General features: G+C 27.1%; 26 protein-coding genes and 1 other annotated feature. Of the genes, 9 read left to right on the top strand and 17 right to left on the bottom strand.

The genetic code is table 11. The features are described from left to right. Positions 1-4: 4 nt before the first annotated feature. From ACZ41D_RS07800 to ACZ41D_RS07760, 9 genes are all read right to left on the bottom strand, one after another. Complete coding sequence (locus ACZ41D_RS07800; protein ID WP_464150875.1) at positions 5-145, bottom strand: hypothetical protein; 141 nt, start codon at positions 143-145, stop codon at positions 5-7. Positions 146-159: 14 nt separating this feature from the next. Further along, positions 160-417: an IreB family regulatory phosphoprotein gene (locus ACZ41D_RS07795; RefSeq protein ID WP_464150874.1), complete on the bottom strand. Its 258-nt coding sequence runs from the start codon at positions 415-417 to the stop codon at positions 160-162. 87 nt (positions 418-504) lie between these two features. After that, positions 505-3147, bottom strand: coding sequence for an alanine--tRNA ligase (gene alaS, locus ACZ41D_RS07790; RefSeq protein ID WP_464150873.1), 2643 nt, complete (start codon positions 3145-3147; stop codon positions 505-507). A gap of 57 nt (positions 3148-3204) precedes the next feature. After that, positions 3205-3406: a binding site (T-box leader), on the bottom strand. Positions 3407-3538: 132 nt separating this feature from the next. After that, positions 3539-4729 carry an AI-2E family transporter gene (locus ACZ41D_RS07785; RefSeq protein WP_464150872.1) on the bottom strand — a complete coding sequence of 397 codons (1191 nt, stop codon included), beginning with the start codon at positions 4727-4729 and terminating at the stop codon, positions 3539-3541. Between the two features lie 45 nt (positions 4730-4774). After that, positions 4775-4942 carry a hypothetical protein gene (locus ACZ41D_RS07780; RefSeq protein WP_464150871.1) on the bottom strand — a complete coding sequence of 56 codons (168 nt, stop codon included), beginning with the start codon at positions 4940-4942 and terminating at the stop codon, positions 4775-4777. Between the two features lie 48 nt (positions 4943-4990). Beyond that, complete coding sequence (locus ACZ41D_RS07775) at positions 4991-5530, bottom strand: PRC-barrel domain-containing protein (protein ID WP_464150870.1); 540 nt, start codon at positions 5528-5530, stop codon at positions 4991-4993. Between the two features lie 211 nt (positions 5531-5741). After that, a complete protein-coding gene (nifU, locus tag ACZ41D_RS07770) occupies positions 5742-6164 on the bottom strand; it encodes a Fe-S cluster assembly scaffold protein NifU (RefSeq protein WP_464150869.1) in 423 nt (140 codons plus the stop codon). A 4-nt stretch (positions 6165-6168) separates the two neighbouring features. Continuing rightward, positions 6169-7344: a cysteine desulfurase NifS gene (gene nifS / locus ACZ41D_RS07765; protein WP_464150868.1), complete on the bottom strand. Its 1176-nt coding sequence runs from the start codon at positions 7342-7344 to the stop codon at positions 6169-6171. 77 nt (positions 7345-7421) lie between these two features. Beyond that, positions 7422-7871, bottom strand: coding sequence for an RrF2 family transcriptional regulator (locus ACZ41D_RS07760; RefSeq protein ID WP_464150867.1), 450 nt, complete (start codon positions 7869-7871; stop codon positions 7422-7424). A 253-nt stretch (positions 7872-8124) separates the two neighbouring features. Between ACZ41D_RS07760 and ACZ41D_RS07755 the strand changes: the two genes are divergently transcribed. Further along, complete coding sequence (locus ACZ41D_RS07755; RefSeq protein WP_464150866.1) at positions 8125-8817, top strand: CAP domain-containing protein; 693 nt, start codon at positions 8125-8127, stop codon at positions 8815-8817. Between the two features lie 59 nt (positions 8818-8876). Here the strand turns inward: ACZ41D_RS07755 and ACZ41D_RS07750 are convergent, their stop codons facing one another. Next, on the bottom strand, positions 8877-9512 hold the full coding sequence (locus ACZ41D_RS07750) for a hypothetical protein (protein ID WP_464150865.1): 636 nt from the start codon (positions 9510-9512) through the stop codon (positions 8877-8879). Between the two features lie 110 nt (positions 9513-9622). Between ACZ41D_RS07750 and ACZ41D_RS07745 the strand changes: the two genes are divergently transcribed. Beyond that, entirely contained in the window at positions 9623-11119 is a 1497-nt protein-coding gene (locus ACZ41D_RS07745) for a hypothetical protein (RefSeq protein ID WP_464150864.1), read from the top strand. Position 11120: 1 nt separating this feature from the next. Here ACZ41D_RS07745 and ACZ41D_RS07740 read toward each other — a convergent pair whose 3' ends face one another. Continuing rightward, positions 11121-11408, bottom strand: coding sequence for a putative Se/S carrier protein (locus ACZ41D_RS07740; protein WP_464150863.1), 288 nt, complete (start codon positions 11406-11408; stop codon positions 11121-11123). A gap of 189 nt (positions 11409-11597) precedes the next feature. On the opposite strand from ACZ41D_RS07740, the gene ACZ41D_RS07735 reads away from it, so the two are divergent. Then, complete coding sequence (locus ACZ41D_RS07735; protein WP_464150862.1) at positions 11598-12410, top strand: glycosyltransferase family 2 protein; 813 nt, start codon at positions 11598-11600, stop codon at positions 12408-12410. 12 nt (positions 12411-12422) lie between these two features. On the opposite strand, the gene ACZ41D_RS07730 is transcribed toward ACZ41D_RS07735, so the two are convergent. Both ACZ41D_RS07730 and ACZ41D_RS07725 read right to left on the bottom strand, forming a co-directional pair. Then, positions 12423-13217, bottom strand: coding sequence for a glycosyltransferase family 2 protein (locus tag ACZ41D_RS07730; RefSeq protein ID WP_464150861.1), 795 nt, complete (start codon positions 13215-13217; stop codon positions 12423-12425). Between the two features lie 103 nt (positions 13218-13320). Next, complete coding sequence (locus ACZ41D_RS07725) at positions 13321-14136, bottom strand: glycosyltransferase family 2 protein (RefSeq protein WP_464150860.1); 816 nt, start codon at positions 14134-14136, stop codon at positions 13321-13323. 330 nt (positions 14137-14466) lie between these two features. On the opposite strand from ACZ41D_RS07725, the gene ACZ41D_RS07720 reads away from it, so the two are divergent. Next, positions 14467-15780, top strand: a complete 1314-nt coding sequence (locus tag ACZ41D_RS07720; protein ID WP_464150859.1) for a UDP-glucose dehydrogenase family protein — start codon at positions 14467-14469, stop codon at positions 15778-15780. A 68-nt stretch (positions 15781-15848) separates the two neighbouring features. Here the strand turns inward: ACZ41D_RS07720 and ACZ41D_RS07715 are convergent, their stop codons facing one another. The 3 genes from ACZ41D_RS07715 to ACZ41D_RS07705 form a co-directional block, all read right to left on the bottom strand. Then, positions 15849-16808: a UDP-glucuronic acid decarboxylase family protein gene (locus ACZ41D_RS07715; RefSeq protein WP_464150858.1), complete on the bottom strand. Its 960-nt coding sequence runs from the start codon at positions 16806-16808 to the stop codon at positions 15849-15851. A gap of 28 nt (positions 16809-16836) precedes the next feature. Beyond that, complete coding sequence (locus tag ACZ41D_RS07710; protein WP_464150857.1) at positions 16837-17592, bottom strand: glycosyltransferase family A protein; 756 nt, start codon at positions 17590-17592, stop codon at positions 16837-16839. A 68-nt stretch (positions 17593-17660) separates the two neighbouring features. Beyond that, on the bottom strand, positions 17661-18464 hold the full coding sequence (locus ACZ41D_RS07705) for a glycosyltransferase family 2 protein (protein WP_464150856.1): 804 nt from the start codon (positions 18462-18464) through the stop codon (positions 17661-17663). A gap of 238 nt (positions 18465-18702) precedes the next feature. On the opposite strand from ACZ41D_RS07705, the gene ACZ41D_RS07700 reads away from it, so the two are divergent. The 5 genes from ACZ41D_RS07700 to ACZ41D_RS07680 are packed head-to-tail and all read left to right on the top strand — an operon-like array spanning position 18703 to position 23528. After that, positions 18703-19671: a glycosyltransferase family protein gene (locus ACZ41D_RS07700; protein WP_464150855.1), complete on the top strand. Its 969-nt coding sequence runs from the start codon at positions 18703-18705 to the stop codon at positions 19669-19671. Positions 19672-19696: 25 nt separating this feature from the next. Then, the gene (locus ACZ41D_RS07695) at positions 19697-20674 is read left to right on the top strand and encodes a glycosyltransferase family protein (RefSeq protein ID WP_464150853.1); all 978 of its coding nucleotides are present in this window, start codon (positions 19697-19699) and stop codon (positions 20672-20674) included. A gap of 60 nt (positions 20675-20734) precedes the next feature. Next, positions 20735-21802, top strand: coding sequence for a Gfo/Idh/MocA family protein (locus ACZ41D_RS07690; protein ID WP_464150852.1), 1068 nt, complete (start codon positions 20735-20737; stop codon positions 21800-21802). Continuing rightward, entirely contained in the window at positions 21795-22409 is a 615-nt protein-coding gene (locus tag ACZ41D_RS07685) for a DapH/DapD/GlmU-related protein (protein WP_464150851.1), read from the top strand. The genes ACZ41D_RS07690 and ACZ41D_RS07685 overlap by 8 nt, the downstream gene beginning before the upstream one ends. A 3-nt stretch (positions 22410-22412) precedes the next feature. Then, positions 22413-23528, top strand: coding sequence for a DegT/DnrJ/EryC1/StrS family aminotransferase (locus ACZ41D_RS07680; protein WP_464150850.1), 1116 nt, complete (start codon positions 22413-22415; stop codon positions 23526-23528). 44 nt (positions 23529-23572) lie between these two features. Here ACZ41D_RS07680 and ACZ41D_RS07675 read toward each other — a convergent pair whose 3' ends face one another. Continuing rightward, positions 23573-24469 (bottom strand): Gfo/Idh/MocA family protein, encoded by an 897-nt coding sequence (locus ACZ41D_RS07675; protein ID WP_464150849.1) that lies wholly within the window; start codon positions 24467-24469, stop codon positions 23573-23575. Positions 24470-24471: the final 2 nt, after the last annotated feature.

Below are 24471 nucleotides of genomic sequence, written 5' to 3'. Positions count from 1 at the left end.
TTATTTATAAAATAGTATATACCAATGGACTTTTTGCATTTTGAGTATCATATACACTATCACAAAAAGCATATTCAGATATATTTGAAACATTTATAATTATTAATAATATAAAAATACTTATCTTTTGTTTGCAATCTAACAATTACGACTCTCCTATTATTTATCCATCAAATAGCTCTTTAATAACTCCTCTAATAATTCATCTCTTTCTAATTTTCTAATTAATGTTCTAGCATTATTATAACTAGTAATATACGTAGGATCTCCAGATAGTATATATCCTATCATTTGATTTATAGGATTATAGCCCTTTTCTTCCAATGCCCTATATACTTGAAAGATTATTTCTCGTACTTCATTTATACTTTCTTTAGGTACAGTAAACTTCATAGTTTCATTTGCATTGTTATCCATATAAATACCCCCTTTATATATTTATATCATAATATTTAATAGTATATACAACATTATATATTTTTAAATAATAAATAAATTCAATATCTACTTTATCTGCTTCTTAATAATGTCAATTACACTCTCTAAAGCAACATCAATTTTATTTTTTTCTTTTCCACCAGCTTGAGCCATATCAGGACGTCCGCCTCCGCCTCCACCAGTTATTTTAGCAACCTCTCTAATAAGATTACCTGCGTGAATACCTCTTTTTACCAAATCTTTAGTTGCCATAGAGATAAATATAATCTTTCCTTCATTTACTGTACCTAATACAACAACAACTGATTTTAATTTATCTTTTAACGTATCCCCCATTTGTCTTAAACTATCTGCATCCATACCATCTATTCTCTTAACAATAACATTAATGTCATCTATTTTTATGATATCATTTAATACATCTTTCGTCTTTAATGAAGCAATCTCAGATTTTAATCTCTCAATTTCCCTATCTTTAATTTTATTATCTTCAGCTAATCCTCTAACTCTATTAACAATATCAACTTTACTACCTTTTGTAATATTAACAATGTCTTCTATTGTCTTTTCCATATTCTTAATATCTATATAAGCTCCCAATCCAGTAACGGCTTCTATTCTTCGAACTCCTGAAGCAATACCAGTTTCACTAATTATTTTAAATAAACCTATTTCACTTGAATTCTTTACATGAGTGCCCCCACATAGTTCCTTGCTATAATTACCTATATTGACTATTCTAACTCTATCTCCATACTTTTCATCAAATAATGCAGTTACATCACTATTTAATGCATCCTCTAATGTAGTTTCTACAACACTAACATCTAATCCTTCTAAAATTTTTAAATTTACTATCTTTTCTATTTCATTTAACTGTTCTTTATCTATACTCTCAAAATGCGTAAAATCAAATCTCAGTCTTTCATTAGTAACTAATGAACCTGCTTGATTTACATGTTCTCCCAATGTTTCCTTTAAAACTTTATGTAATAAATGTGTTGCAGTATGATTTCTAGCAGCGTCCATTCTTCTTTTTTTATCTACTATTCCTTCAACTGACATATCTACATTAAGTTGTCCTTTTTCTATTTCAACTAGATGAAAAATAATATTCCTTGGTCCTTTTTTAGTTTCTAAAACTCTAGCTAAACATCCCTCTCCTTTAATAATGCCTACATCACCAATTTGTCCTCCACCTTCAGGATAAAAAGTAGTTTTTTCAAGTATTACCATACCTTTGTCTTTTTCTTTTAAAACATTTACAGACTTATCATCTTTAACCAATGCCAATACCTTAGAATTAATACTTAACTTATTATAACCTTCAAATATGGAAAATATATTTTCTTTTAATTGTACGTTTTCATCTGTCTGCCATCCCAGATTATTTTCTTCTTCTCTAGCTTTTCTAGCACGATTTCTTTGTATTTCCATTTCTTTATTGAAACCTTCTTCATCAACTTTAATATTATGCTCAGAAAGTATTTCTTTAGTCAAATCTAGAGGAAATCCATAAGTATCATACAGTTTAAATGCAAATTCACCATTAAGAATATCTTTCCTCTGAGATTTAATAGTATTCACCATATCATTTAGTATACTCATTCCTTGTTCAACAGTTTCTTGAAACTTTCTTTCTTCAATTTCAATTATTTTCTTAATTTCTACTTTTTTTTCTTTCAGTCTAGGATATACATCACCCCATAAATCAACGACAGTAGATGAAAGCTGACCTAAAAAAATATCTTTAATTCCTAATAATTTTCCATGTCTTGATGCTCTTCTTATTAATCTTCTTAAAACATATCCTCTTCCTTCATTACTAGGTAATATTCCATCAGATACCATAAATGTCGCAGCTCTAATATGGTCAGTTATTACTCTTAACGAGATATCGCTTTTTTTATTATCACCATAATTTACTTTGCTAATTTTTTCAATTTCTTTAAGTATATTTCTAATTATATCAATTTCAAAAATATTATCCACATTTTGCATTATTGCAGTAATTCTTTCCAAACCCATTCCTGTATCTATATTAGGATTTGGCAGAGGTTTATAGTTACCTTCTTGATCTTTATCATATTGAGAAAATACTAGATTCCAAATTTCAACATACCTGTCGCAGTCACATCCAGGTTTACAATCAGGCTTTCCACAACCATATTTTTCCCCTCGATCTACATATATTTCTGAACAAGGACCACATGGACCTACTTCTAGCTCCCAAAAATTATCTTCTTTTCCTAATCTAATAATTCTATCACTATGAATTCCTATTTCTTTATTCCAAATATCAAAAGCCTCATCATCATCTTCATAAATAGAAACCCACAATTTTTCCTTTGGTATTTCCATCCTCTCTGTTATAAATTCCCAAGCCCACTTTATAGCTTCTCTTTTGAAATAATCTCCAAAAGAGAAATTTCCTAACATTTCAAAAAAAGTTGCGTGTCTAGCAGTTTGACCTACATTTTCTATGTCTCCAGTTCTTAAACATTTTTGGCACGTAGCCATTCTTCTTTTAGGAGGTTTTTGAACTCCGGTAAAATATGGTTTTAATGGAGCCATACCAGCATTAATTAGTAAAAGGCTCTTATCATTCTTTGGAGGAACAAGTGAAAAACTTGGAACTATAAGATGTTCTTTTTCCTTAAAAAAATTTAAGTATTCATTTCTTATTTCATGTAATTTCATATATTTCATAATATGCACCTCATTTCTTACATTTATCTTTATATATCAAAAAAACTCATCCCGAATCCTAGGGACGAGCTTACCCGCGGTACCACCCTACTTACTTAAAAGTCTCTTAAAAATATAACGGTTATTCCGAAAATCCCTACTATTATTTCAAGATTTCAACTTAAGGGCTGCTTCAATATATCTACCTAAATGTCTTCCAGCCATGGACATTCTCTCTTTAAGAATAAATATATCTACTCTTCCCCATCATAGTCGTTATGTATATTAAATTAATAAGTAAAATAATAACATAAAAAGTATTTGTTTGAAGCTATACTATATTTAAAAATTATATTTAAAAATAAAATTACTATACAATTGGATTATAATGAAAAAGCTTAAATTTGTCAACTTATCCATGTCTCATATTATCAGTAATTTTTTCAATTATAAAAGATACTATAACTTTCATTATAGCAGCAAATGGTACAGCTAAAAGCATTCCTAATATTCCAAAAAGACTTCCGCCTATTAATAATATAATTATAATTATAACTGGATGAATTCCAACACTTTCTCCTACTATTTTAGGAGACACTATATTACCTTCGATTTGCTGAATAATAGTAAATATTATAATAACCCATATAGCTTTACCTGGACTGTCAAGTAATGCAAATAGTATTGCTGGTATTATCCCTATTATAGGTCCAAAATATGGTATTATATCCCCTAAGCCTGCTATTAATCCAATTATTAATGCAAAATCTATCCTTAAAATCATAAGACTAATTGATGTTGCTACTCCAACGAATGTAGCAACTATAAGTTGTCCTCTTATAAATTTACCAAGTACAAAATCTATTTCTCTAGAAATCTTAATAACATCCCTTCTATATTCCTTAGGTATTGACAAGCATAACTTTTTACTAAAAAGTTCCTTATCTTTTAAAAAATAAAATGCTAAAATTGGAACTAAAACAAAAGTAACTATCTTAGAAAATCCACTAATTATTGAATTAGTAAATTGCTTTGTACTATTTACAATAACATTTTGTATTTTTAATAAGTTTTCTATAACAGCGTCTTTAATTCCTAATAATTCTATAGGCAAGTTATTTATATTTTTTGTATATTTTATATAATTTTCATTAAATATACTATAAATTTGGTTAATATAAGATGGTAATATTTGCATTAAGCTTTTAAATTCCTCTACAATTTTAGGAATTATAGATATGAATATAATTGATAATGTAAAAAAAATTGTTAAGTAAACAACTAATACTGCCCAAACTCTTTTAATACTTTTTTTTTCAACTATATTTACCAATGGATTTAGTAAATAAGCAAATATTATCGAAAACAAAAGAATAAAAAATACCCTTTTAACTATTAAATGATATTTAACAATAAATAAAATAATTATAAATATTATTAATACAATCCAAAAACGATACTTAACCTTCTTTTTTAATACAATCAGCTTATCTTTAGTAAAATTACTACCTACAATACCTATATAATAATATAAAATTATAAGCACAATTAATATTATGAAAAAAGTATTAATACTTGATAATATCAATAAAAATCTATCCATATAAAATCCCCTTATTATGTTTTAATAGGCAGCATATGCTGCCTATTAAAACATACTCATCCTATCCATCACACTGGACATAACTCTTTTACCTACTTTCATGACCTTTCTTCTTTGCCTACTACTCATTCTTGACATAGCATACATACCTGCACTAACACCTATTATACTACTAATCATCGTTGCTCCTAAAACTGAACGTTTCATCTTCATCTGTTTCCCTCCTCAATAACATGTTTTCACATTTAGTTTGCAGCTTTTTTACATTTGTAATTCTATCAGTTTTTTGTAATCATCTTCACATTTATCAAGTATTTCCTTAATTTTACTATCTACTATTATTTTATTTTCACTGTAACTAATACCTTCCATTCTTGGTAAAATACTTCTTCCTTTTCTCAAATCTTCAACAAATCCTTCCGTTACAATAAATCCTATAACTTTTCCATTTTTTTCATTAATAATAATATCTTTGATATAGCCTAATGCTTCACCATTATCAAAAATTATCTCATAATTGTTTATTTGGGTTTTGTTAGTTAATGCTTCAGCTATTTGAGGAATAGTGCTAGCAATTTCAATTGATTTTTCACTTTCTATTATTACAGTATCTTGTCCTATTGACCTAATATTTTTATACCTTATAATTTTTGACTCTCTAAAATATCCTCCCTCATTTATCAATAGTGCTAATACTTTGCTTCTGTTTTTTGAATATATAACTTTTTTTACATTACCTATTTTTTCACCACTACGTTGTATTATTACAGAAAGTCCAAGAATTTCACTTTCTTTAATCATAATAATTCATCTCCCAAATATGCTTCTATAATTATTATTGGCTTATATTTGGATTATATATTCTAATGTAATTTAATCTTATATTGGAAAAAGGCCAATTACTTAGAAAAATTTCTAAATAATTGGCCTTTAATGAATATTTATTAATAAAATTTATTTTAACTTGTTTCTTATAATATATTTTATTATAAAGTTTTATAAATTTGTTTAATTAGTGTTCATGAACATCTTTATCAGGATCAAAGTCTTCTAATCCTTTGATTTTTACATTATTCTTTTTTGAATAATCTAGTAGTGCTGCTTTAACAGCTTGTTCAGCTAATACAGAACAATGCATTTTAACTGGTGGTAAACCGTCTAGTGCTTCAGCAACAGCTTTATTAGTTAGTTTCATTGCTTCTTCTATTGTTTTCCCTTTTATCATTTCCGTTGCCATACTGGATGAAGCTATTGCAGACCCACATCCAAAAGTTTTAAATTTTACATCAACTATTATCCCATCCTTTATCTTCAAATACATTTTCATTATATCCCCACATTTTGGATTGCCAACTTCACCTATACCATCTGCATCTTTAATTTCTCCTACATTTCTAGGATTTCTAAAGTGGTCTAAAACTTTTTCTGAATACATAATTTTACCCCCTAATATTTTCGTATAATGGTGACATTTGTCTTAATCTATCAACTATTTCTACCAATTTTTCAACTACAAAATCAACTTCTTCCTCAGTATTAAAATCTCCTAATGTCAATCTTAAAGAACCATGAGCTATCTCATGTGGAAGTCCTATAGATAATAATACATGAGAAGGATCTAACGACCCTGAAGTGCAAGCAGAACCGCTTGAAGCACAAATTCCCTCCATATCAAGACTCAATAATAGTGATTCTCCTTCGATAAATCTAAAGCAAAAATTTACATTACCAGGCAATCTTTTTACCGGATGACCATTTAATATTACATAGTCAATTTTGTTCATAACCCCATTTATTAATCTCTCACGTAATTTAGTTAATTTTTTATTGTGTTCATCTAAATTCTTATAAGCTAGTTCTAATGCAGTACTTAATCCAACAATACTAGCAGTATTTTCTGTACCTGCTCTCTTGTTTGCTTCTTGAGCACCTCCATGAATAAACGAATCTATTTTAACACCTTTTCTCACATACAGTGCCCCAATTCCTTTAGGTCCATAAAATTTATGAGCTGACATTGATAATAAGTCAATATTTAAATCATTAACGTCAATTTTTATATTGCCCATAGCCTGAACAGCATCAGTATGGAAATAAATATTATGTTCTCTTGCTATTTCACCAATTTCCTTAATTGGCTGTATTGTACCAATTTCATTGTTAGCAAACATAATTGAAATAAGTATAGTTTTATCAGTTATAGAATCTCTCAATTGGTCTAAATCAACTACACCGTATTTATCAACATCAAGATAAGTAACTTCAAAACCGTGTTTTTGTAAATATTGACAAGCATGAAGTACAGCATGGTGCTCAATCTTACTAGTTATAATATGATTACCTTTATCTTTATTAGCTAGTGCTACAGATTTAATAGCCCAGTTATCAGCTTCAGAACCACCACTAGTAAAAAATATTTCATCTTTTTTTGCTCCAATTATATTTGCAACACTTTCTCTAGCCTTAATAATAGCAGCTTTAGACTCTTGTCCAATACTATATATACTAGATGGATTGCCGTATTTTTCAGTATAATAAGGGAGCATAGCATCTAATACTTCTTTTTTTACAGGAGTAGTAGCAGAATTGTCCATGTATATTATCTTTCTATCCATAAAATTTCCTCCTAAACATTTAAATTAGAATAAGTAACCGTAATTTATAATTAATTTAATAATAAGTAATTAAAACTTTATTTGCTAAAATTTTTAACTTTTTTCTGTATTATTTTATTGTGGTCATCAACCATATCTTTTAAAGTTATTGAATCAACAACATTATTAATACTATCTCTTATTCTCTCCCATACAGTCTTGGTAACACAATATTCATCTCTACTACAATAAGACTTATCATTATCTATTACACATTCAGCTGGAGCTATAGTTCCTTCTAAGGTTCTTAATATCTTGCCTACAGTAATTTCATCTGGCTCCTTTGCTAACATATATCCACCTTGAGCCCCTCTAACACTTTCTACCATTTTCTCTTTTCTTAATACTGAGATTAACTGTTCTAAGTAATTTTCAGGTATTAATTGTTGTTCAGCAATATTTTTTAAAGGTATCGGTCCTTCTCCATAATGCAGAGCAAGTTCAAACATAGCTTTCAAGCCATATCTTCCCTTAGTTGAAAGTTTCATTAAATCACCTCTTTTAATCCCAAGTATTTTACTTGGTATTCTTTTTTAAGTATAATATACCCTAGTATTTTTGTCAACATTAAAGAACTAATTTTTTTATAAGTATTTTTCTCTTCTAAATAATGCCATAACAATTTATTAATATCTAGTATCACCACAATTTACATAAAGGATTTATATAAAAAATCTCAAATTATTAATATATTGAGTAAATAACAAGTTAAAATTAATTATCAAGGAGGTAATGTCTTATATGAAGAGAAAGTCAGTTGCGGTAATTACTTCAATATTTGTTTTTATGACTACATCTACCATATCTTTTGCAGATATTGTCATTGATAATCCAAAATATTACTATAATTATGGATATAGTCTAGGTAGAAATACTTATAAAACAAATATTCAAGAATCAACAACAGTTGAGGAACCAACAGCAAATCAAGAAATTTCATCAAGTAAATCTAATGTTATTTTAGATGAATATAAAAATGATTACGATAATTCTTATATTCTACCAGAGAGTTCAAAGAATGATACTACTCAAAATAATACCACTATAACAGTATCTCAAGAAGATACTTTACAAAAGCAAAAAAAATTACTTAACCTTATAAACAATGAGCGAGAAAAGGCTGGTTTATCTAAATTAAAATTAAATACTGAATTATGTGAAATAGCTCAACAAAAATCTAAAGATATGTATGATAACAACTATTTTTCACATACTTCACCAAACTTTGGTAAAACGTCTAGTCTCCTTAAATCAGAAAACATTTCTTATAAATATTTTGGCGAAAATATCGCTAGAACATACAGTATTTACAGTGCACATAGCGGGTTTATGAACTCAAGTGGTCATAGAGCAAATGTACTTAATAAAAACTATAATGAAATTGGCATAGGTATTGTAGGAAACTATTATACAGAAGTATTTATAGGTAATTAAAACACCAAAAAGGAGAAAAGCCGATATCGGCTTTTCTCCTTTTTGGTGTTTTGGTGTTTTTACACATCAGGATATAAGTCTTCAAATTGTGGTGGAAAGAAATCAGGGAATTCTTCATATTCAAATCTCTCACAAATATCTTCGTCAGGGTTGAATTCTTCACATTCTGGTGGTTCTGGGCAGAAACCAAATGCTGGAATTAATAACTGAACTCTTCCAACCACTTTAACAATTACAAATACGCCAACAGCAATAGTCAAAGTAGTGCCACTTTGAACTGGAGTAGTTAATAATTTAGAACTTGTTTCAACAACAATTCTAAAGTCAAATTCATCTCTCGCATCTGGAATAAATAATACTATATCCTTAAATATATCTGGTAAAAATCCTTCTAATGTACTTCCATCCTTCCTTGTTATTACAAATGGAATTTTCAAAGTAAATCTTACTCTTCTAAAGTTTGGTCTATTTTCTATATCATTTGTTATAAGTGTTCCAGGTACTATAAAGCCCGAGCCAAATTTAATACTATCGTATTCTCCATTTTCTAGATCTACATCAAAACTAGGGAAGCACTCTCTCTGCTGGCAATGAGCGTAAACTTTGTCAGTAATTATGCAAACCGTTTCAGTAATATAGTTCAAATCATCTTCCATTAAAGGTTCGCCTGGGCTAGGGTCAAAGCCATTATTCATATATTTTCACTCCTTCTTGCTTAAGAATTTAATAATTTCACCTTTACTTTCATATTATGAAATATAAAAGTATTGGTGATTACTTTTTTAAATTTTTTGGGGGTGTTTAAATGTCTAATGAATTATTTTCAAAATATTTAATAAAAACATCAGAAAACTATTTTCTCTACATTCATTTAGATGATAAAAACTATATTTTATTAGATAAATTTAACAAATCTAATATATTAATAGAATCAAAAATACTCATCGATGAACCAGTTATTGATTTTTCAGCTAATCTTGGTAATACAAATGCAATCTACTTACTATATTTAAATAAATATGGTGAATTAAAATACAGCAAAATAAATAATAAAAATATTTCCTCGAATATTATTACCAAACTTGATTTACGTTCAAATATTTATTCAAATCTTAAACTAATAACACGAAAAAATTCTATCCATATCTTCTATTCCTATAAAAATTATATAAATTCTAAAATTTGGACTATTCAACATATCATTGGAGAGGAAGGAAAATGGGAAAAAAACACAGTAATTAGTATATCTTCTAGTGAAAATATGCAACCATTTCATGTTTCTTTCGATAATTTAGATAATATTCACCTAATATATGAAGCCTTAGAAAAAAATAACCAAAATGTTTATTATATGTCTTATACACCATTTTTGCATAAATGGAATAAATCTCCTCATAAGCTTTCAGAAGGTTTATTTGATTGCAATCAATCATGTTTATTCATCGATTCCAAAGACAATGTACACGTAATTTGGTGCTCTACTCCCAAAAACAACCATTCTGTAATTCAGTACAGGCAATCTTTAACTTTAGGAAAATTCCAACGGAATTGGAAATCAAAGCAACTTCCCATAAATGATAATAATTTCTTTTATCCAATTATGTTTGAAGAAAAAGGAATACTAAAAATTATTTACAAGTCACATAATTTAATAAAAATTTTGTATTCTCAAGACTATGGATATACTTGGAATTTAGGTGACTCATTAAATTGTCCCAATGATATATTTCCAATTACTTATTTGAGCAACAATAGATCATTTAATACTAAAATAAATAGAATTTATGCCCTAATTACTGACAAAGTCCAATTATTCGGACTAAGTAATAATAATGACTTTGGCTCTAAAATAAGTAAAACAAATGCTTCAAACCAGACATTAACTAAAAATAACAGCACCTCAAAAAATACTGAATTTAATAATGAAGAAATAATTAAGTTTATACAAAAAACAAACAAGGAAATAAATAACTTAATCATACATGTTAAACCTGATATTCTAAAAAAAGAAATTAATTCCATCATAAATCGAAACGCTAAGTTACTTGACGAAAATATAAAATATAATAAAAATATATCTGAACAAGTATTAAAAAATATAGAAAAAATAGAGGTCCTCATTAAAAATTATATTGATTACATAAAACAAATAGATAATATAATAAATTACTTAAAAGAAAATTACAATAATAACATTATTGATACAAAACAAATTTTAACTCAAATTGATCAATTAAATACCTTAATAGAAAATGAAAAAAATAAATCTTTACTTAAAAGAATTATTAGTTTATTAAAGTAATCTATTTAACTAAAGTAATAAATTTTCTTCCTCCTTTCCTCTCAATTAGATATATATTATTTATATAAGTATCTACGTTTTTTTCTATTTTTTTTAATATCTCGTAATCTTTAATATCATTAAATTTTAGCGAATAGCTGCATCCAGCTTGTATCTGACATGGTGTAGATATTAGCTGGAATTTTTTATTCCCTTTTCTCTCAATATGATAATATGTTTTTATTGCATAATTCTTAGATTTAAAAACAGCAATGTAGTACTTATTATTATTGAAGTACTTACTATTCACAATTATCCCCCCATATTCTATACAACTAGACTTACTTTTTATAATATTCATATTTATAAAATTTTGTTACTTGAGGAATTTGCATAGTAAAATATTTTAAGTCTTAAGATTAATTTAGTCTAAGATTTTAATGATTATGTCAAAAATAATTGCAACTCATATAATAGTAAAAAGGAAGGTGGTAGCAAAATGAAAGTAAAATACCATATCAATAAACTGTATATTAATAATCCTGTAAATAAAAATATTTCTATACAACCCAAAAAGCCAAAAATGCAAATTGATTGCCTTTCTGACTTAAATAAAATAGGAATATCAATAATAACATGCACAAATAGACTAAATCATATAAATAATATCTTAATGAACTATAATAGGCAAAGTATTCTTAAGAAAGAGTTGATTTTGATATTAAATAACAATGATTTTTGTATAAAAAAAATAAACAACCTTACAAAACATCATGAAAATATAAAAGTATTTCAATTAGATGAAAATATATCGTTAGGAGACTGCCTAAACTATGGAGTTTCAATGTCAAACTTTAATATAATTGCAAAATTTGATGATGATGACTACTATAGTAATAATTATCTCAAAAATTCCATTAATGCATTTAATTATACAGATGCTCAAGTGATCGGTAAATCCACGACTTATGTTTATTTCGAAAAAAGTAAACATCTAGCAATCAGAAATTTAAATAAAGAAAATCGTTATGTCTATAGGCTTGAAGGGCCAACATTAATTATAAAAAAAGGTGTCTTTGAAAAAGTAAAATTCAGAAACAAAAACCTAGGTGAAGACGTGCAATTTTGTAAAGATTGTATTCGCAATGGCATTAAGCTATTCTCAACAGACAGATCAGATTATATTTATATAAGGCACAATGAAGGAAAAGGACATACATGGGGAATAAGTGACCAATATTATAAAAAATTGTGTAAAATAATAAAAAAGGTAGAAAATTTACAAGAATGTATATCTATGATTGAAAAATAATAATTCACAAGATTAATTATGGGAATTTATTGCATATAATTTATAATTATCGACTTTTCCAATAACTTTACATGAGTTCTTTAATAATTTTTCATCACTTATCTTCCAAGTATGATTATTTTTTGAAATATGACGAATATAAACATGATTATACCTACTAGTTGAATATATTTTGATTCCTCTTTTAACACAATCATTGCAAAACCTAGTATCTTCAGCTATTGATATATTTGCAAATTTTACTTTCTTAATGATTTCTTTCTTAAATATCATAGTTGACCCATTGACAAATACGTCATAACAATTTTCATGGTTTGGATTTCTAATTGCTAAAATTTTACTTTCTTCAAAATAAATTAAATGTGACCTTTTTCCAATTAATTCTGCCTCTGTATAGTCAAATGCTTTTATCGAATCAGAAATATATTTAGGTGCATAATAATCATCATCATCAAATTTAGCAATAATATCGTATTTTGACTTATTAATGCCATAATTTATACATTCTCCTAAAGAAACTCTTTCATCAACTTTATATACTCGAATATTTTTACTTATTTTTATTTTCGTTTTAAATTCATTAAGGTTCAAATTATTATTATTTAAAATAATTATTAATTCTTTTGGCTCAAAATCCTGATTATTATAGTTTTCGATAATGTTATCAATATAAATGTTATTGTTGGTAACAGTAAGTATTGAAACGCCTTTTTTACCGTTAAAACGACTTTTATTAGTTGACGAATAATTCCTAATCTTATAATTATTTAATTTATAAATAAATTTATTAATCCTTTTTTTAACCAATTTAATCTCCCCAATGTTCAGTATTAAAATAATATTATTTTATATGTTATCTACAGAAATAATATGGTCTTACCAATTTTAATTTTATAGTATTTTACTGTTTTTAAATATCAACATATTTAGTGTAATCCTTTACATTCCTCCGTATAATTCTACAATGAGTTAATAACTTTTTATCACTTATTTTCCATGTATGACTTTCAACCGATTTATGTCTAATATATACATGGTGAAATCTATTAATGGAATATATTTTAATACCCTTTTTTACACAATCTTTGGAAAATCGTGTATCTACTCCTCTAGGTATGTTGGCAAACCTAACCTTAGTTAATACCTCTCTTTTAATTAACATCGTTGGGCCATCCATATGTTTTACATATCTATTTTCCCTGTTTGGAAACCTAATAGCCAATGTTTTACTTTTTTCAAAATAAACATAAGATGCGGCTTTACCTACTACACCAGCATCAACATTTTTAAAAGCTTTAACAGAATCTAATAAATATTTTGGTCCGTAATAGTCATCATCATCAAATTTAGCAATAATTTCATACTTCGTCTGATCTATTCCAAAATTTAAGCAATTGCCTAATGTTATTTTTTCGTCAAGCTGAAATACTCTCACATTTTTATATTGCTTAGCTTTTTCCTTCCATTTTTTTAAATTCATTTTATTATTATTTAATACTATAATCATTTCCTTATTGTCATATATTTGCCTACTATAATTTGAAAAAACATTATTCATATATTGAGGACGCATTGTGCAAACAACTATAGATACTCTTGGTAGCTGAGTACTTTTATCTGAAATATCTTTAATTACTTTATTAGTCATGTGTTTTACATGATTTCTTTTTTTTATATTTTTTAATATTAATTTTTCAAAGGATTTATTGACAGGCTTTTTATGCATAAACTCACCACTCTTAATTTATAATTTCTTTGTTATTCTGCTTATTGAGAAAATTGCATAATTACTATAAGGTCAAAATTTTGCAAATTATAAATTTTTTAAATTATTTTATTATGCAATTTCCTCTATTGTATATATATGTTAATAATCAACATCTGTGAAATATTATATTAATATAACTTAACTTACATGGTCATATATTAGAAAGCCAACTATCTCTAATGACTACAAATTCAGTATAATATCACCATTATCAATTCATTTCATAATATGTAATGAAAACAGATTGTTCAAAAAACTGTTACTAATTACATCAAAGAAGGTGATAGAATGAATATTTGTGTTATAGGAGCTGGGTATGTAGGGCTTATTACTTCATTGTCATTAGCTAAAAAAAATAATAAAGTCATATGCATAGATAAAGATAAAAGCAAGATAGAAAAGTTAAATAATGGTATCACAACTATATATGAAAAAGGTTTAGGTAAACTTCTTAATGAATGTTTATCTTCCAATAATATATTGTTTACAAATGATATGGCTACAGGTGTCAAAAACTCAGACATTATATATATAGCAGTCGGAACACCTCAAAAAACAAATTGGGATGTAGATATGACTCAAGTATACGAAGTCATAAATCAAATATCAGATTATATAAATAACTATAAAGTCATTGTCAATAAAAGCACAGTACCAGTAGGAACCCAAAAAGAAACAAAAAATATCCTCATAAAAAATAATGTTTCTTCTAAGTATTTTGATGTAGTTTCTAATCCAGAATTTCTAAGAGAAGGTAAGGCAATAGAAGACTTTTTTAACCCAGATAGGATAGTAATTGGTTACGATTCATTGAAAGCTAAAAATATAATGAAAAAAATATATAAACCGTTCAATAGTAAAATTATTTTTACTACACCAGAAACTGCAGAATTAATAAAATATGCTTCTAATGCTTTTCTAGCAACGAAAATATCTTTCGTTAATGAATTAGCAAATTTGTGTACAAAAGTAGGAGCTGATATTGAAACAGTATCCTATGCTATGGGATTTGATAAAAGAATATCACCTCATTTTTTAAAAGCTGGTATAGGTTTTGGAGGTTCTTGTTTCCCAAAAGATACCCGAGCTTTAGTAAAAACTGGTGAAAAATTTGGTTGTGATTTTAAAATAGTAAAAAGTGCTATAGAAGTAAATGAAATACAAAAAACAATACCAATAAAATACCTATTAGAAAAATATAATGAAATAAAAGGAAAAATAATTTCTATACTAGGACTTACTTTTAAACCAGATACTGATGATATACGGGAAGCTCCTTCATTAAGTATCATAGAAACATTATTAGATAAAGGTGCTATAGTAAAGTGTTATGACCCAAAAGCCTCAATAGAGATTAAAGACTTATTCCCTAATGTAGAATATTGTGAAAATCTTTACGATAGTTTAATAAATTCTGACTGTGCTATTATTTGTACTGAATGGGATGAGTTTAAATCTTTAGATTTAAAAAAAGTTAAATCTTTAATGAAATCTCCTATGATTATTGATGGACGAAATATGCTTAATTTAAGTAATAATGAAAAAGAAGAATTTGATTATATTTCAATTGGTAAAAATAGTAATGATGATATGAAAATATAATTATTTCATAAAATTTTATGTGCAAGGAAAAAAGATGCAATTTTGCATCTTTTTTTACATACTCAATATTAATTATTGCAGGATTTATTTAAAAAGCTTTTAAAATATTTTATCGTCTTCATTAAACCTTCATCTAAACTGACTTTTGGTTTCCAATTTAGTACTTTTTTTGCTAGTTCAATATTAGGTCTGCGTTTTCGAGGGTCATCTTTTGGTAATGGCCTAAACACAATTTTTGAAGAACTACCTGTTAAATGGATTATTTTTTTCGCCAAGTCCAATACTGTAAATTCTTCATTACTACCTAGATTAACTGGCCCTATAATTTTATCTGGTGCGTTCATCATCTTAATCATTCCATCTACTAAATCATCAATATAACAAAATGACCTTGTTTGAAGACCATCTCCGTATACTGTTATATCTTCCCCTTTTAAAGCTTGAACTATAAAATTACTTACTACCCGGCCATCATTAATTAGCATTTTAGGTCCATAGGTGTTAAAAATCCTTACTACACGGATATTTACACTTTTTTGGAAATGATAGCTAAAAAAAAGAGATTCAGCACAGCGTTTACCTTCATCATAACAAGACCTTAATCCTATAGGATTAACATATCCATAGTAATTTTCGTCTTGGGGATGAATTTGAGGATCACCGTAAATCTCGCTAGTTGAAGCTTGAAGTATTTTTGCTTTGTTTTTTTTAGCTAATTCTAACATATTGATACAACCTATTACATTTGTCTTAATAGTTTTAATTGAATCTTTCTGATATTGAATAGGAGATGCTGGACAAGCTAAATTATAAATTTCATCTACATTCGTGGTATATTCATCAACTATATCATGTTTTACTATGGTAAAATTTTCATTATTTAAGAGGCTATTAACATTGTATATTCTGCCTGTTGTAAAATTATCTAAACATATTACTTTATTGCCTTTCTTTAATAAATGCTCACAAACATGAGAGCCAATAAATCCAGCACCTCCTGTCACTAAAACTTTCTTGCCTATACTCACCGATCTTTCTCCTTTCATCATCCTATGGCTAAATATATATAAAATCTTTCAAGATATTTTTATAAGATGAATCTTTCTCATATATAATTTTTTCATCCTTATGTCTAAATTTTGTTGAAGTATTTTTTGAATGAATTGTAACCATAAAATTATTACCATTAATAGTTTCATGGGGTAACTTGATAACATTTGGGTGTCCTCCCGGTATGTTATAATCACCTTTTTTAATATAATCTTTGACTTTATAAATCAAAGTGTAAAAAGGAGGAGAATAATGATGATATTTTTTTAACCTTTTATTGATTGAATCATATATATAACCATCTTGATTGATTAATGCTATAGTTCCTTTTTTAGGCTTATAATCATATAATTTTTGTATAAAAGATTTATGGTACATATCATCAGAATCCAATCTAACTAAATAAAGGTAATCATAATTTTTAATACATTTAGTTATTTTATCATTGTAATTGCTTTCGCTAACAAAAATAATATTTTTAGGCAGTTTATCATATTTTTTTAATTCTCTTTCAATAATGTCTTTAGATTTATCATTATATATAATAAGAGCTGTAAAATTTTGATTGGTTTGCAGTTTTAAACTTTGTAAAGTAAATTTATTAAACACTCTTAAACGTTTTTCAATCCATTCTTTAGATAAACAATTTCTGCTAAAAGGAGGTTTAGTAAAAGTATTAAAATGAATACGTATAATTATCTTGATATTTGCTTTGTCTAAAATAATATTTTTCTTATGCTTTCTTTTTTTTTTTATAAACAATCTTTTTAATAGACTTATTTACAGGATTTTTCATACTATCACCCTTATACTATAATTTGAAGAATTGATTATTCCCAAAATCTGTAGTTATTAGTTTTGGTTATAACAACACATTTTTTCAATAATTCATCATTGCTTATTTTCCAATAATGTTGGTCTAAGGATTTATGCCTTAAATAAACAAAATTATTTCTGTCAGTAGAGTAGATTTTAAAACCATTTTCATAACAATCTCTACAAAATTGCCCATCTTCCCCTATATCTAAATGTTTAAATTTCACTTTTTCAAATACTTTTCTTTTAAAAATAATTGTAGGTCCGTGTACATATTTTACATAATTATTTTCATCTCCTAATTTTTTTACTGCTAATATTTTTGTATCTTCAAAATATACATAAATTACTGCTTTACCAATTACACTGGCGTCTGTTTTTTTAAAGTACTTAATAGAATCTTTTAAATAATTTGGTGCATAATAATCATTATCGTCAAATTTAGCTATAATATCATATTTAGACTGTTCTACTGCATAATTTAAACACTCTCCAGCGCTTTTTTCTTCATCTAGTTGAAATACTTTTACATTTTTATACTTTTTTGAAATCTCTTTTAAATGATTTTGTTCTATTTTATTATTGTTTAAAACAATTATAAGTTCTTTCATTTTATAATTTTGTCTTTCATAGTTATAAAAAATATTGCTAATATACTCTGGCTTATTAGTTCCAACTATTATAGATACTCCCGGTACTATACGTTTTTTATTAATATTTGGAACTCTTTTATATTTTTTCTTAATACTTTTATTATGTCTTTTTATTTTATCAAGAGATTTATTTACTGGTTTTCTTATTTTATTTTTGCAAGGCATTTTATCACCTCTTAAATTGTTTGATATGATTACAAGCATTAAAATGTGCATTTAAATTCTACTATATAATATGATTACTTTTACAAATGTGATTATTTATATTTCTGTAAATTGTATAATTACTGCGAGGTCAAAATTATGCAATTCCCTCTATTATTTAATAGTTTGATTTAGTACCTCTACTTATGTTATTTCATATATTGAATTATAGGATAGCACATTATAAAGGAGATGAATTATGGAAAAGCTTAAAATTTTAATATTAATTAATGATTTCACTAAAAAATGGCCTAAGGAAAGGTATTTATCAGATGTGTTTTTTGAACTAAAGAAAATGTGTACCGTTAGATATTGGTATAAACCAGGCGATATTCGAGATATATTAAATAAAATCGAATTTAAGCCAGATTTTATTTTTCACTTTGATATATCATGGAATTATAAATATGCTCCAGTAATTACTGGGTTGAGTAAAATTGATATACCTAAGGGATGTTATGTAATAGATATTCATTATAATAAAGAAGTACGAAAACAGTATTTTGATAACAACAAAATCGACCTAATCTTTTCAACTTATAAAGAACCATTTTTAAAAACTTTCCCTAATTACGAAGATAAATTTAGATGGATGCCTTATTCGATAAATACACAGATTATGAAAGATTGGAAATTAAATAAGACTATCGATTTTCTCCTTTTAGGACAATTCTATTTCGAAAATAAAAATAAGTCTGCTGGTAGAATACCTCCTAAAGGTCGCTATTCATTTCGAGAAGCGGTTTATAATAGTTTAAAAGATAAAAAAGGATTTGTATTTCACCCTCACCCTGGACATTTTGCACCACCTTCTAAAGACCTAATAATTAATGAAAATTATTCAAAGGAAATAAATCGTTCAAAGATCTTTTTTACATGTGGTGGAATTTTCGATTATGCAGTTGCAAAATTTTTTGAAGCTCCTGCTTGTAGAACATTACTACTGGCAAAACCAAACAAAGACATCTTGGAACTTGGTTTTAAAGATGGTAAAAATTTTGTAGCGTGTGATGAAAATGATTTTTATGATAAAGCAATGTATTATGTTACGAATAATAAAGAACGAAATCGTATTACTGATAATGGATATAATTTCATTCTTAACAATCATACTAATAAAATTCGAGCAAAACAGTTTATTAGATATATTGAAAATTACCTATATTGATTATTAATTTGGAACGGAGGTTAAAATGAAAAAACTCAAAATTCTTATATTAATCAATAAATTTCATAAAAAATATCCAAAACATAAACATAAATATGACATGATTGAAGCATTAAGAAATTTTGCGATAGTAAAGTATTGGCATAATCATGGAAATATCAATTATATACTCCAAAAGCTTAATTTTAAGCCAGATTTTATTTTGCATTATGATGTTGCATATGGTTATACCTTTGCTCCTAAAATAACCGGTCTAAAAAATATAAATATCCCAAAAGGCTGCTTTGTCATTGACTCTCATTACAAGAAAAATAGTAGAATCAATTATTTTGAAAGTAACAAAATAGATATGATTTTTTCTATCACTAAGGAAAATTTCATACAACAATTTCCTGAATATAAAAGTAAACACTATTGGGTGCCCTTCTCCATTAATCCTGATATATTTCATGACTATAAGCTTAAAAAAGATATAAATTTTCTTCTAATGGGACTAGTACATGTTGATAATAAAAGTAGTATTAAGCCAAAAACTAATTGCCCTAAAGGACGCTATCCCTTTAGAGAAGCAGTCCTGAGAGATTTTTTTAATAAAAAAGGTTTTGTATTTGTCCCACATCCTGGTCACCTATCTCCACCGTCAAAAAATTTAATGGTTAACGAAAATTATGCAAAGCAATTAAATAGATCAAAAATATTCTTTACAAGTGGTGGAGAATTTCATTACCCAGTAGCAAAATTTTTTGAAGCTTTAGCGTGCAAAACATTACTATTAGCCAAGCCAAATAAAGATATCTTAGAATTAGGTTTTAAAAATGAAGTAAATTTTGTTTCATGTGATGAATCAGATTTTTATGATAAAGCAATGTATTATATAGAAAACCATAAAGAACGTGAACGTATCGCTAACAATGGATACAAGTTTATTCATAAAAACCACACTAACGTAGTGCGAGCTAAGCAAATAGTTAGTTATATTGAAAATTATCTAAAACAAAGATAATAAGTTGTTTAGTCAATCATTAATGCACAATTCAATATAATGTAATTGGGAGGAATTTATATGAAAAAAATAAAATTCGCACTTGTAGGCTGTGGGAGGATAGCAAATAAACATATTGAATCTATTTGCAAACTAGAAGAAGCAAAACTTGTTTCTTTATGTGATATTAATAAAGAAAGAGCAAAAAAATATGGTGAAAAGCTACATTTGCCTTACTATACTGATTATGACGAAATGTTAAGAAATGAAGATGTCGATGTGGTTAATATATTGACTCCAAGTGGCTTTCACGCAAAGCATACTATAGACATCGTAAAAAAATATCAAAAACACATTGTATGTGAAAAGCCCATGGCATTAAGGTTGGAAGATGCCGACGAAATGATTAATGTATGCAATAACTATGGTGTGAAGTTATTTGTAATTAAACAAAATAGATACAATATTCCTATACAACAATTAAAAAAATATATAGATGAAGGTAGATTTGGTAAACTTGTCATGGGTACAGTTAGATTAAGATGGTCTAGAAAGCAAGAGTACTACGATATGGATAGTTGGAGAGGAACGTGGAAAATGGATGGCGGATGCTTAACAAATCAAGCATCACATCTAATCGATTTATTACAATGGTTAATGGGTAAGCCTATTGAAGTATCAGCTATGACAGCTACTAGACTGGCAGATATTGAAGTAGAAGATACTGGTGTAGCCATTTTGAAATTTGAAAATGGTGCACTTGGTATTATTGAAGCAACTACTGCAACCAGACCCACAGATATAGAAGGCTCAATTTCTATACTAGGAGAAAAAGGTACAGTAGAAATAGGTGGTTTTTCAGCAAATAACATCAAAATTTGGAAGTTCGAAGATAATGACTCTGAAGACATGAAAATACTAGAAAAATATAATGAAAATCCTCCAGATGTGTACGGTTTTGGACATATTAGATATCTAAGACATGTTATTTATTGTATTCAAAATAAAGAAAAACCACTCATTGATGGTTATGAAGGCAGAAAATCCCTTGAACTAATAAATGCTATATACGAATCTGCAGAAAAAGGAAAAAAAGTAAAATTAAATAAATCATCATATAGTTGCAAGTTAGGTGAAAAAAATGAATGATTGTATAATATATCCTAATGTTATAATTGGTGATAACTGTAAAATTGGAAGATACGTTATTATCGGAGAACCGCCTAGAGGAAAAAAAATTGGAGAATTGAAAACTGTAATAGGAAATAATGCAATTATTAGATCCCATACAGTCATATATTCAGGGAATACTATCGGTAATAACTTCATGTGTGGTCATAATGTGACTATAAGAGAAAATAACACTATTGGTAATAATGTCAGTATAGGTACTGGTTCGTGCATTGAACACCATGTTGTAATAAAAAATAACGTGAGAATACATTCTCAGGCCTTCATCCCTGAATATTCGATTTTAGAAAATGATTGTTGGATTGGACCTAACGTAGTATTAACTAACGCGAAATATCCTAATGCCAAAAATACAAAAGATCACTTATTAGGTCCTATAATAAAATCTAGAGCTATTATTGGAGCAAATTCAACTATCCTACCAGGCATTGTTATTGAAAATAATGCTTTAATAGGTGCTGGCAGCGTTGTAACCTGTAATGTTCCTAAAAATTCAATTGTAGTAGGTAATCCAGCAAAACACATAGGTAATATTAGTGATATAAAGGAATATAAGGAGGAATAAATATTGGATATACCATTAATGGATTTATCTAGTTACAATAATGACATTTATGAAGAAGTTATTCAGAAGATTACTACAATAATAAATAATGCTAACTTTATTGGCGGCGATGAAGTTAAATATTTTGAACAGGAATTTGCTAAATATTGTAATGTAAAATATGCTATAGGATGCAGTAATGGAACTGACGCTTTAATTTTAGCTTTGCGTGCCCTTGACATAGGACGAGGTCATACTGTTATCACAGTACCAAATACTTTTATTGCAACTGCCGAAGCCATAACATCTGTAGGAGCTTCAGTAGATTTTGTAGATATAGATGAAAAAACATATACTATGGATTGTGAAAAATTAGAGAACTATATTAAAAGAAATATAAATAATAAAAATATAAAAGCAATAATACCTGTCCATTTATATGGACAAATGGCTGATATGAGCAAAATTATGTCTATTGCTAGAGAATTTGATTTGAAAGTTATAGAAGATTCAGCTCAAGCACATGGAGCAAAGCTTAATGGAAAAGGACCTGGCGAATACGGAGATATAGCTACTTTTTCTTTTTACCCAGGCAAAAACTTAGGGGCTTTTGGGGACGCTGGTGCAGTTGTTACAAATAACAGTAATTTAGCAGAAAAAGTTAAAAAACTTTCAAATCATGGTAGGCTAAATAAATATTTACACGAGATAGAAGGATATAATAGTAGATTAGATTCAATACAAGCTGCAGTTTTAAGAATAAAACTTAAATATCTAGATCAGTGGAACGATTTACGAATTAGAAATGCAAAACTATATGACAAGTATTTAAGCAATAAAATCATTAAACCATTCTGTCGTAAAAATTCTAAACATGTATACCATTTATATGTATGTAGAGTAAAAAATAGGGATGAAATTAGAGATGCTCTATTAGAAATTGGTATTACCACTGGAATTCACTACCCAATTCCCCTCCATCTACAACCTGCTTATAGTAATTTGAAATATTCAAAAGGGGACTTTTGTGTAACTGAATTAGTAAGCAGCGAAGTTATTAGCCTGCCAATGTGGCCTTATTTAAGTGAATTACAAATAAAGATGATTAGTAAAGTCATAAACAATATAGTAAAAAATTAGTTTTAAAATAGACTCCAACAATGTGGAGTCTATTTTTTGCAACTTCACTTTCTAGTGCTTAATACTTTAGTTATTGCTAAAGACTGATTAATATTACTTTTCTTTTTGTTGATATATTTGTCATGAAAATTATTCAGCATAATCTCAATATTATCACTCTCGTTAAAAGAATAATATTCTTCATTAGTAATAACTGCTTCCTTATTATTTTTTTTATATTTAATTCTTAATAAAGTATCTTTTTTAAATGGGTCAAAACGAATTATCGTATTGTCCCCATAAATCGTAATGTTCCTTTCTTTTTTATAATGATTTAAGCTAACTATTATCCTACCTTTTAAATTCCCCTTAGAGAACATAATCTCTCCAGTTTCAACTATCTTATTTTTATTAACAATTAAATCTCTAAATTTAAAATTCATTTCATCTATTGAAAATAAATAATCAAGTATAGAAATCATATGACTGCCAAGAACGTCATAAACATCATCATCATAAAATCGCCCAAGTTGTTTCATACTCAATTCTACATAACTTATATTTGATACATCATCTAGTATTTCCTTTATCTTTTGTATACTTTTAGAAATTGTATAAATATAATCTGTTTCAACCAAAAGATTTTTTGCATTTGCCAATTTTTCAATTTCTAAAGCTTCGCTATAATTATTAGTTAATGGTTTTTCACAAAATACATGCTTGTTATTTTTAAGAGCTTCTTTAACTATCGTATAATGTGTTTTAATTGGAGTAGCAATAAATACAACAGAAATATCTTTATTATTCCAAATTTCATTTATATCATTAGTGAATATGCCTTTATTTTCTAAAGATGGACTATATATTTTTTTTAGTTCATAATTAGGATTATTTATTAAATATTTAGATACTATTTTCCCCCAATATCCATATCCAATTAATGCTATTTTCATATTTACCATAT

Source organism: Brassicibacter thermophilus, from assembly GCF_055378355.1.
Note: the sequence above shows the minus strand (reverse complement) of the source record. Positions and strands in the feature narration are given on the sequence as shown.

Coding starts and splice junctions, on each gene's coding strand:
- ACZ41D_RS07795 (WP_464150874.1), bottom strand. CDS start 417: ATGGATAACAATGCAAATGAAACTATGAAGTTTACTGTACCTAAAGAA.
- ACZ41D_RS07745 (WP_464150864.1), top strand. CDS start 9,623: ATGTCTAATGAATTATTTTCAAAATATTTAATAAAAACATCAGAAAAC.
- ACZ41D_RS07735 (WP_464150862.1), top strand. CDS start 11,598: ATGAAAGTAAAATACCATATCAATAAACTGTATATTAATAATCCTGTA.
- ACZ41D_RS07775 (WP_464150870.1), bottom strand. CDS start 5,530: ATGATTAAAGAAAGTGAAATTCTTGGACTTTCTGTAATAATACAACGT.
- ACZ41D_RS07685 (WP_464150851.1), top strand. CDS start 21,795: ATGAATGATTGTATAATATATCCTAATGTTATAATTGGTGATAACTGT.
- ACZ41D_RS07785 (WP_464150872.1), bottom strand. CDS start 4,729: ATGGATAGATTTTTATTGATATTATCAAGTATTAATACTTTTTTCATA.
- alaS (WP_464150873.1), bottom strand. CDS start 3,147: ATGAAATATATGAAATTACATGAAATAAGAAATGAATACTTAAATTTT.
- nifU (WP_464150869.1), bottom strand. CDS start 6,164: ATGTATTCAGAAAAAGTTTTAGACCACTTTAGAAATCCTAGAAATGTA.
- ACZ41D_RS07700 (WP_464150855.1), top strand. CDS start 18,703: ATGGAAAAGCTTAAAATTTTAATATTAATTAATGATTTCACTAAAAAA.
- ACZ41D_RS07750 (WP_464150865.1), bottom strand. CDS start 9,512: ATGAATAATGGCTTTGACCCTAGCCCAGGCGAACCTTTAATGGAAGAT.
- ACZ41D_RS07720 (WP_464150859.1), top strand. CDS start 14,467: ATGAATATTTGTGTTATAGGAGCTGGGTATGTAGGGCTTATTACTTCA.
- ACZ41D_RS07780 (WP_464150871.1), bottom strand. CDS start 4,942: ATGAAGATGAAACGTTCAGTTTTAGGAGCAACGATGATTAGTAGTATA.
- ACZ41D_RS07675 (WP_464150849.1), bottom strand. CDS start 24,469: ATGGTAAATATGAAAATAGCATTAATTGGATATGGATATTGGGGGAAA.
- ACZ41D_RS07705 (WP_464150856.1), bottom strand. CDS start 18,464: ATGCCTTGCAAAAATAAAATAAGAAAACCAGTAAATAAATCTCTTGAT.
- ACZ41D_RS07760 (WP_464150867.1), bottom strand. CDS start 7,871: ATGAAACTTTCAACTAAGGGAAGATATGGCTTGAAAGCTATGTTTGAA.
- ACZ41D_RS07690 (WP_464150852.1), top strand. CDS start 20,735: ATGAAAAAAATAAAATTCGCACTTGTAGGCTGTGGGAGGATAGCAAAT.
- ACZ41D_RS07755 (WP_464150866.1), top strand. CDS start 8,125: ATGAAGAGAAAGTCAGTTGCGGTAATTACTTCAATATTTGTTTTTATG.
- ACZ41D_RS07725 (WP_464150860.1), bottom strand. CDS start 14,136: ATGCATAAAAAGCCTGTCAATAAATCCTTTGAAAAATTAATATTAAAA.
- nifS (WP_464150868.1), bottom strand. CDS start 7,344: ATGGATAGAAAGATAATATACATGGACAATTCTGCTACTACTCCTGTA.
- ACZ41D_RS07695 (WP_464150853.1), top strand. CDS start 19,697: ATGAAAAAACTCAAAATTCTTATATTAATCAATAAATTTCATAAAAAA.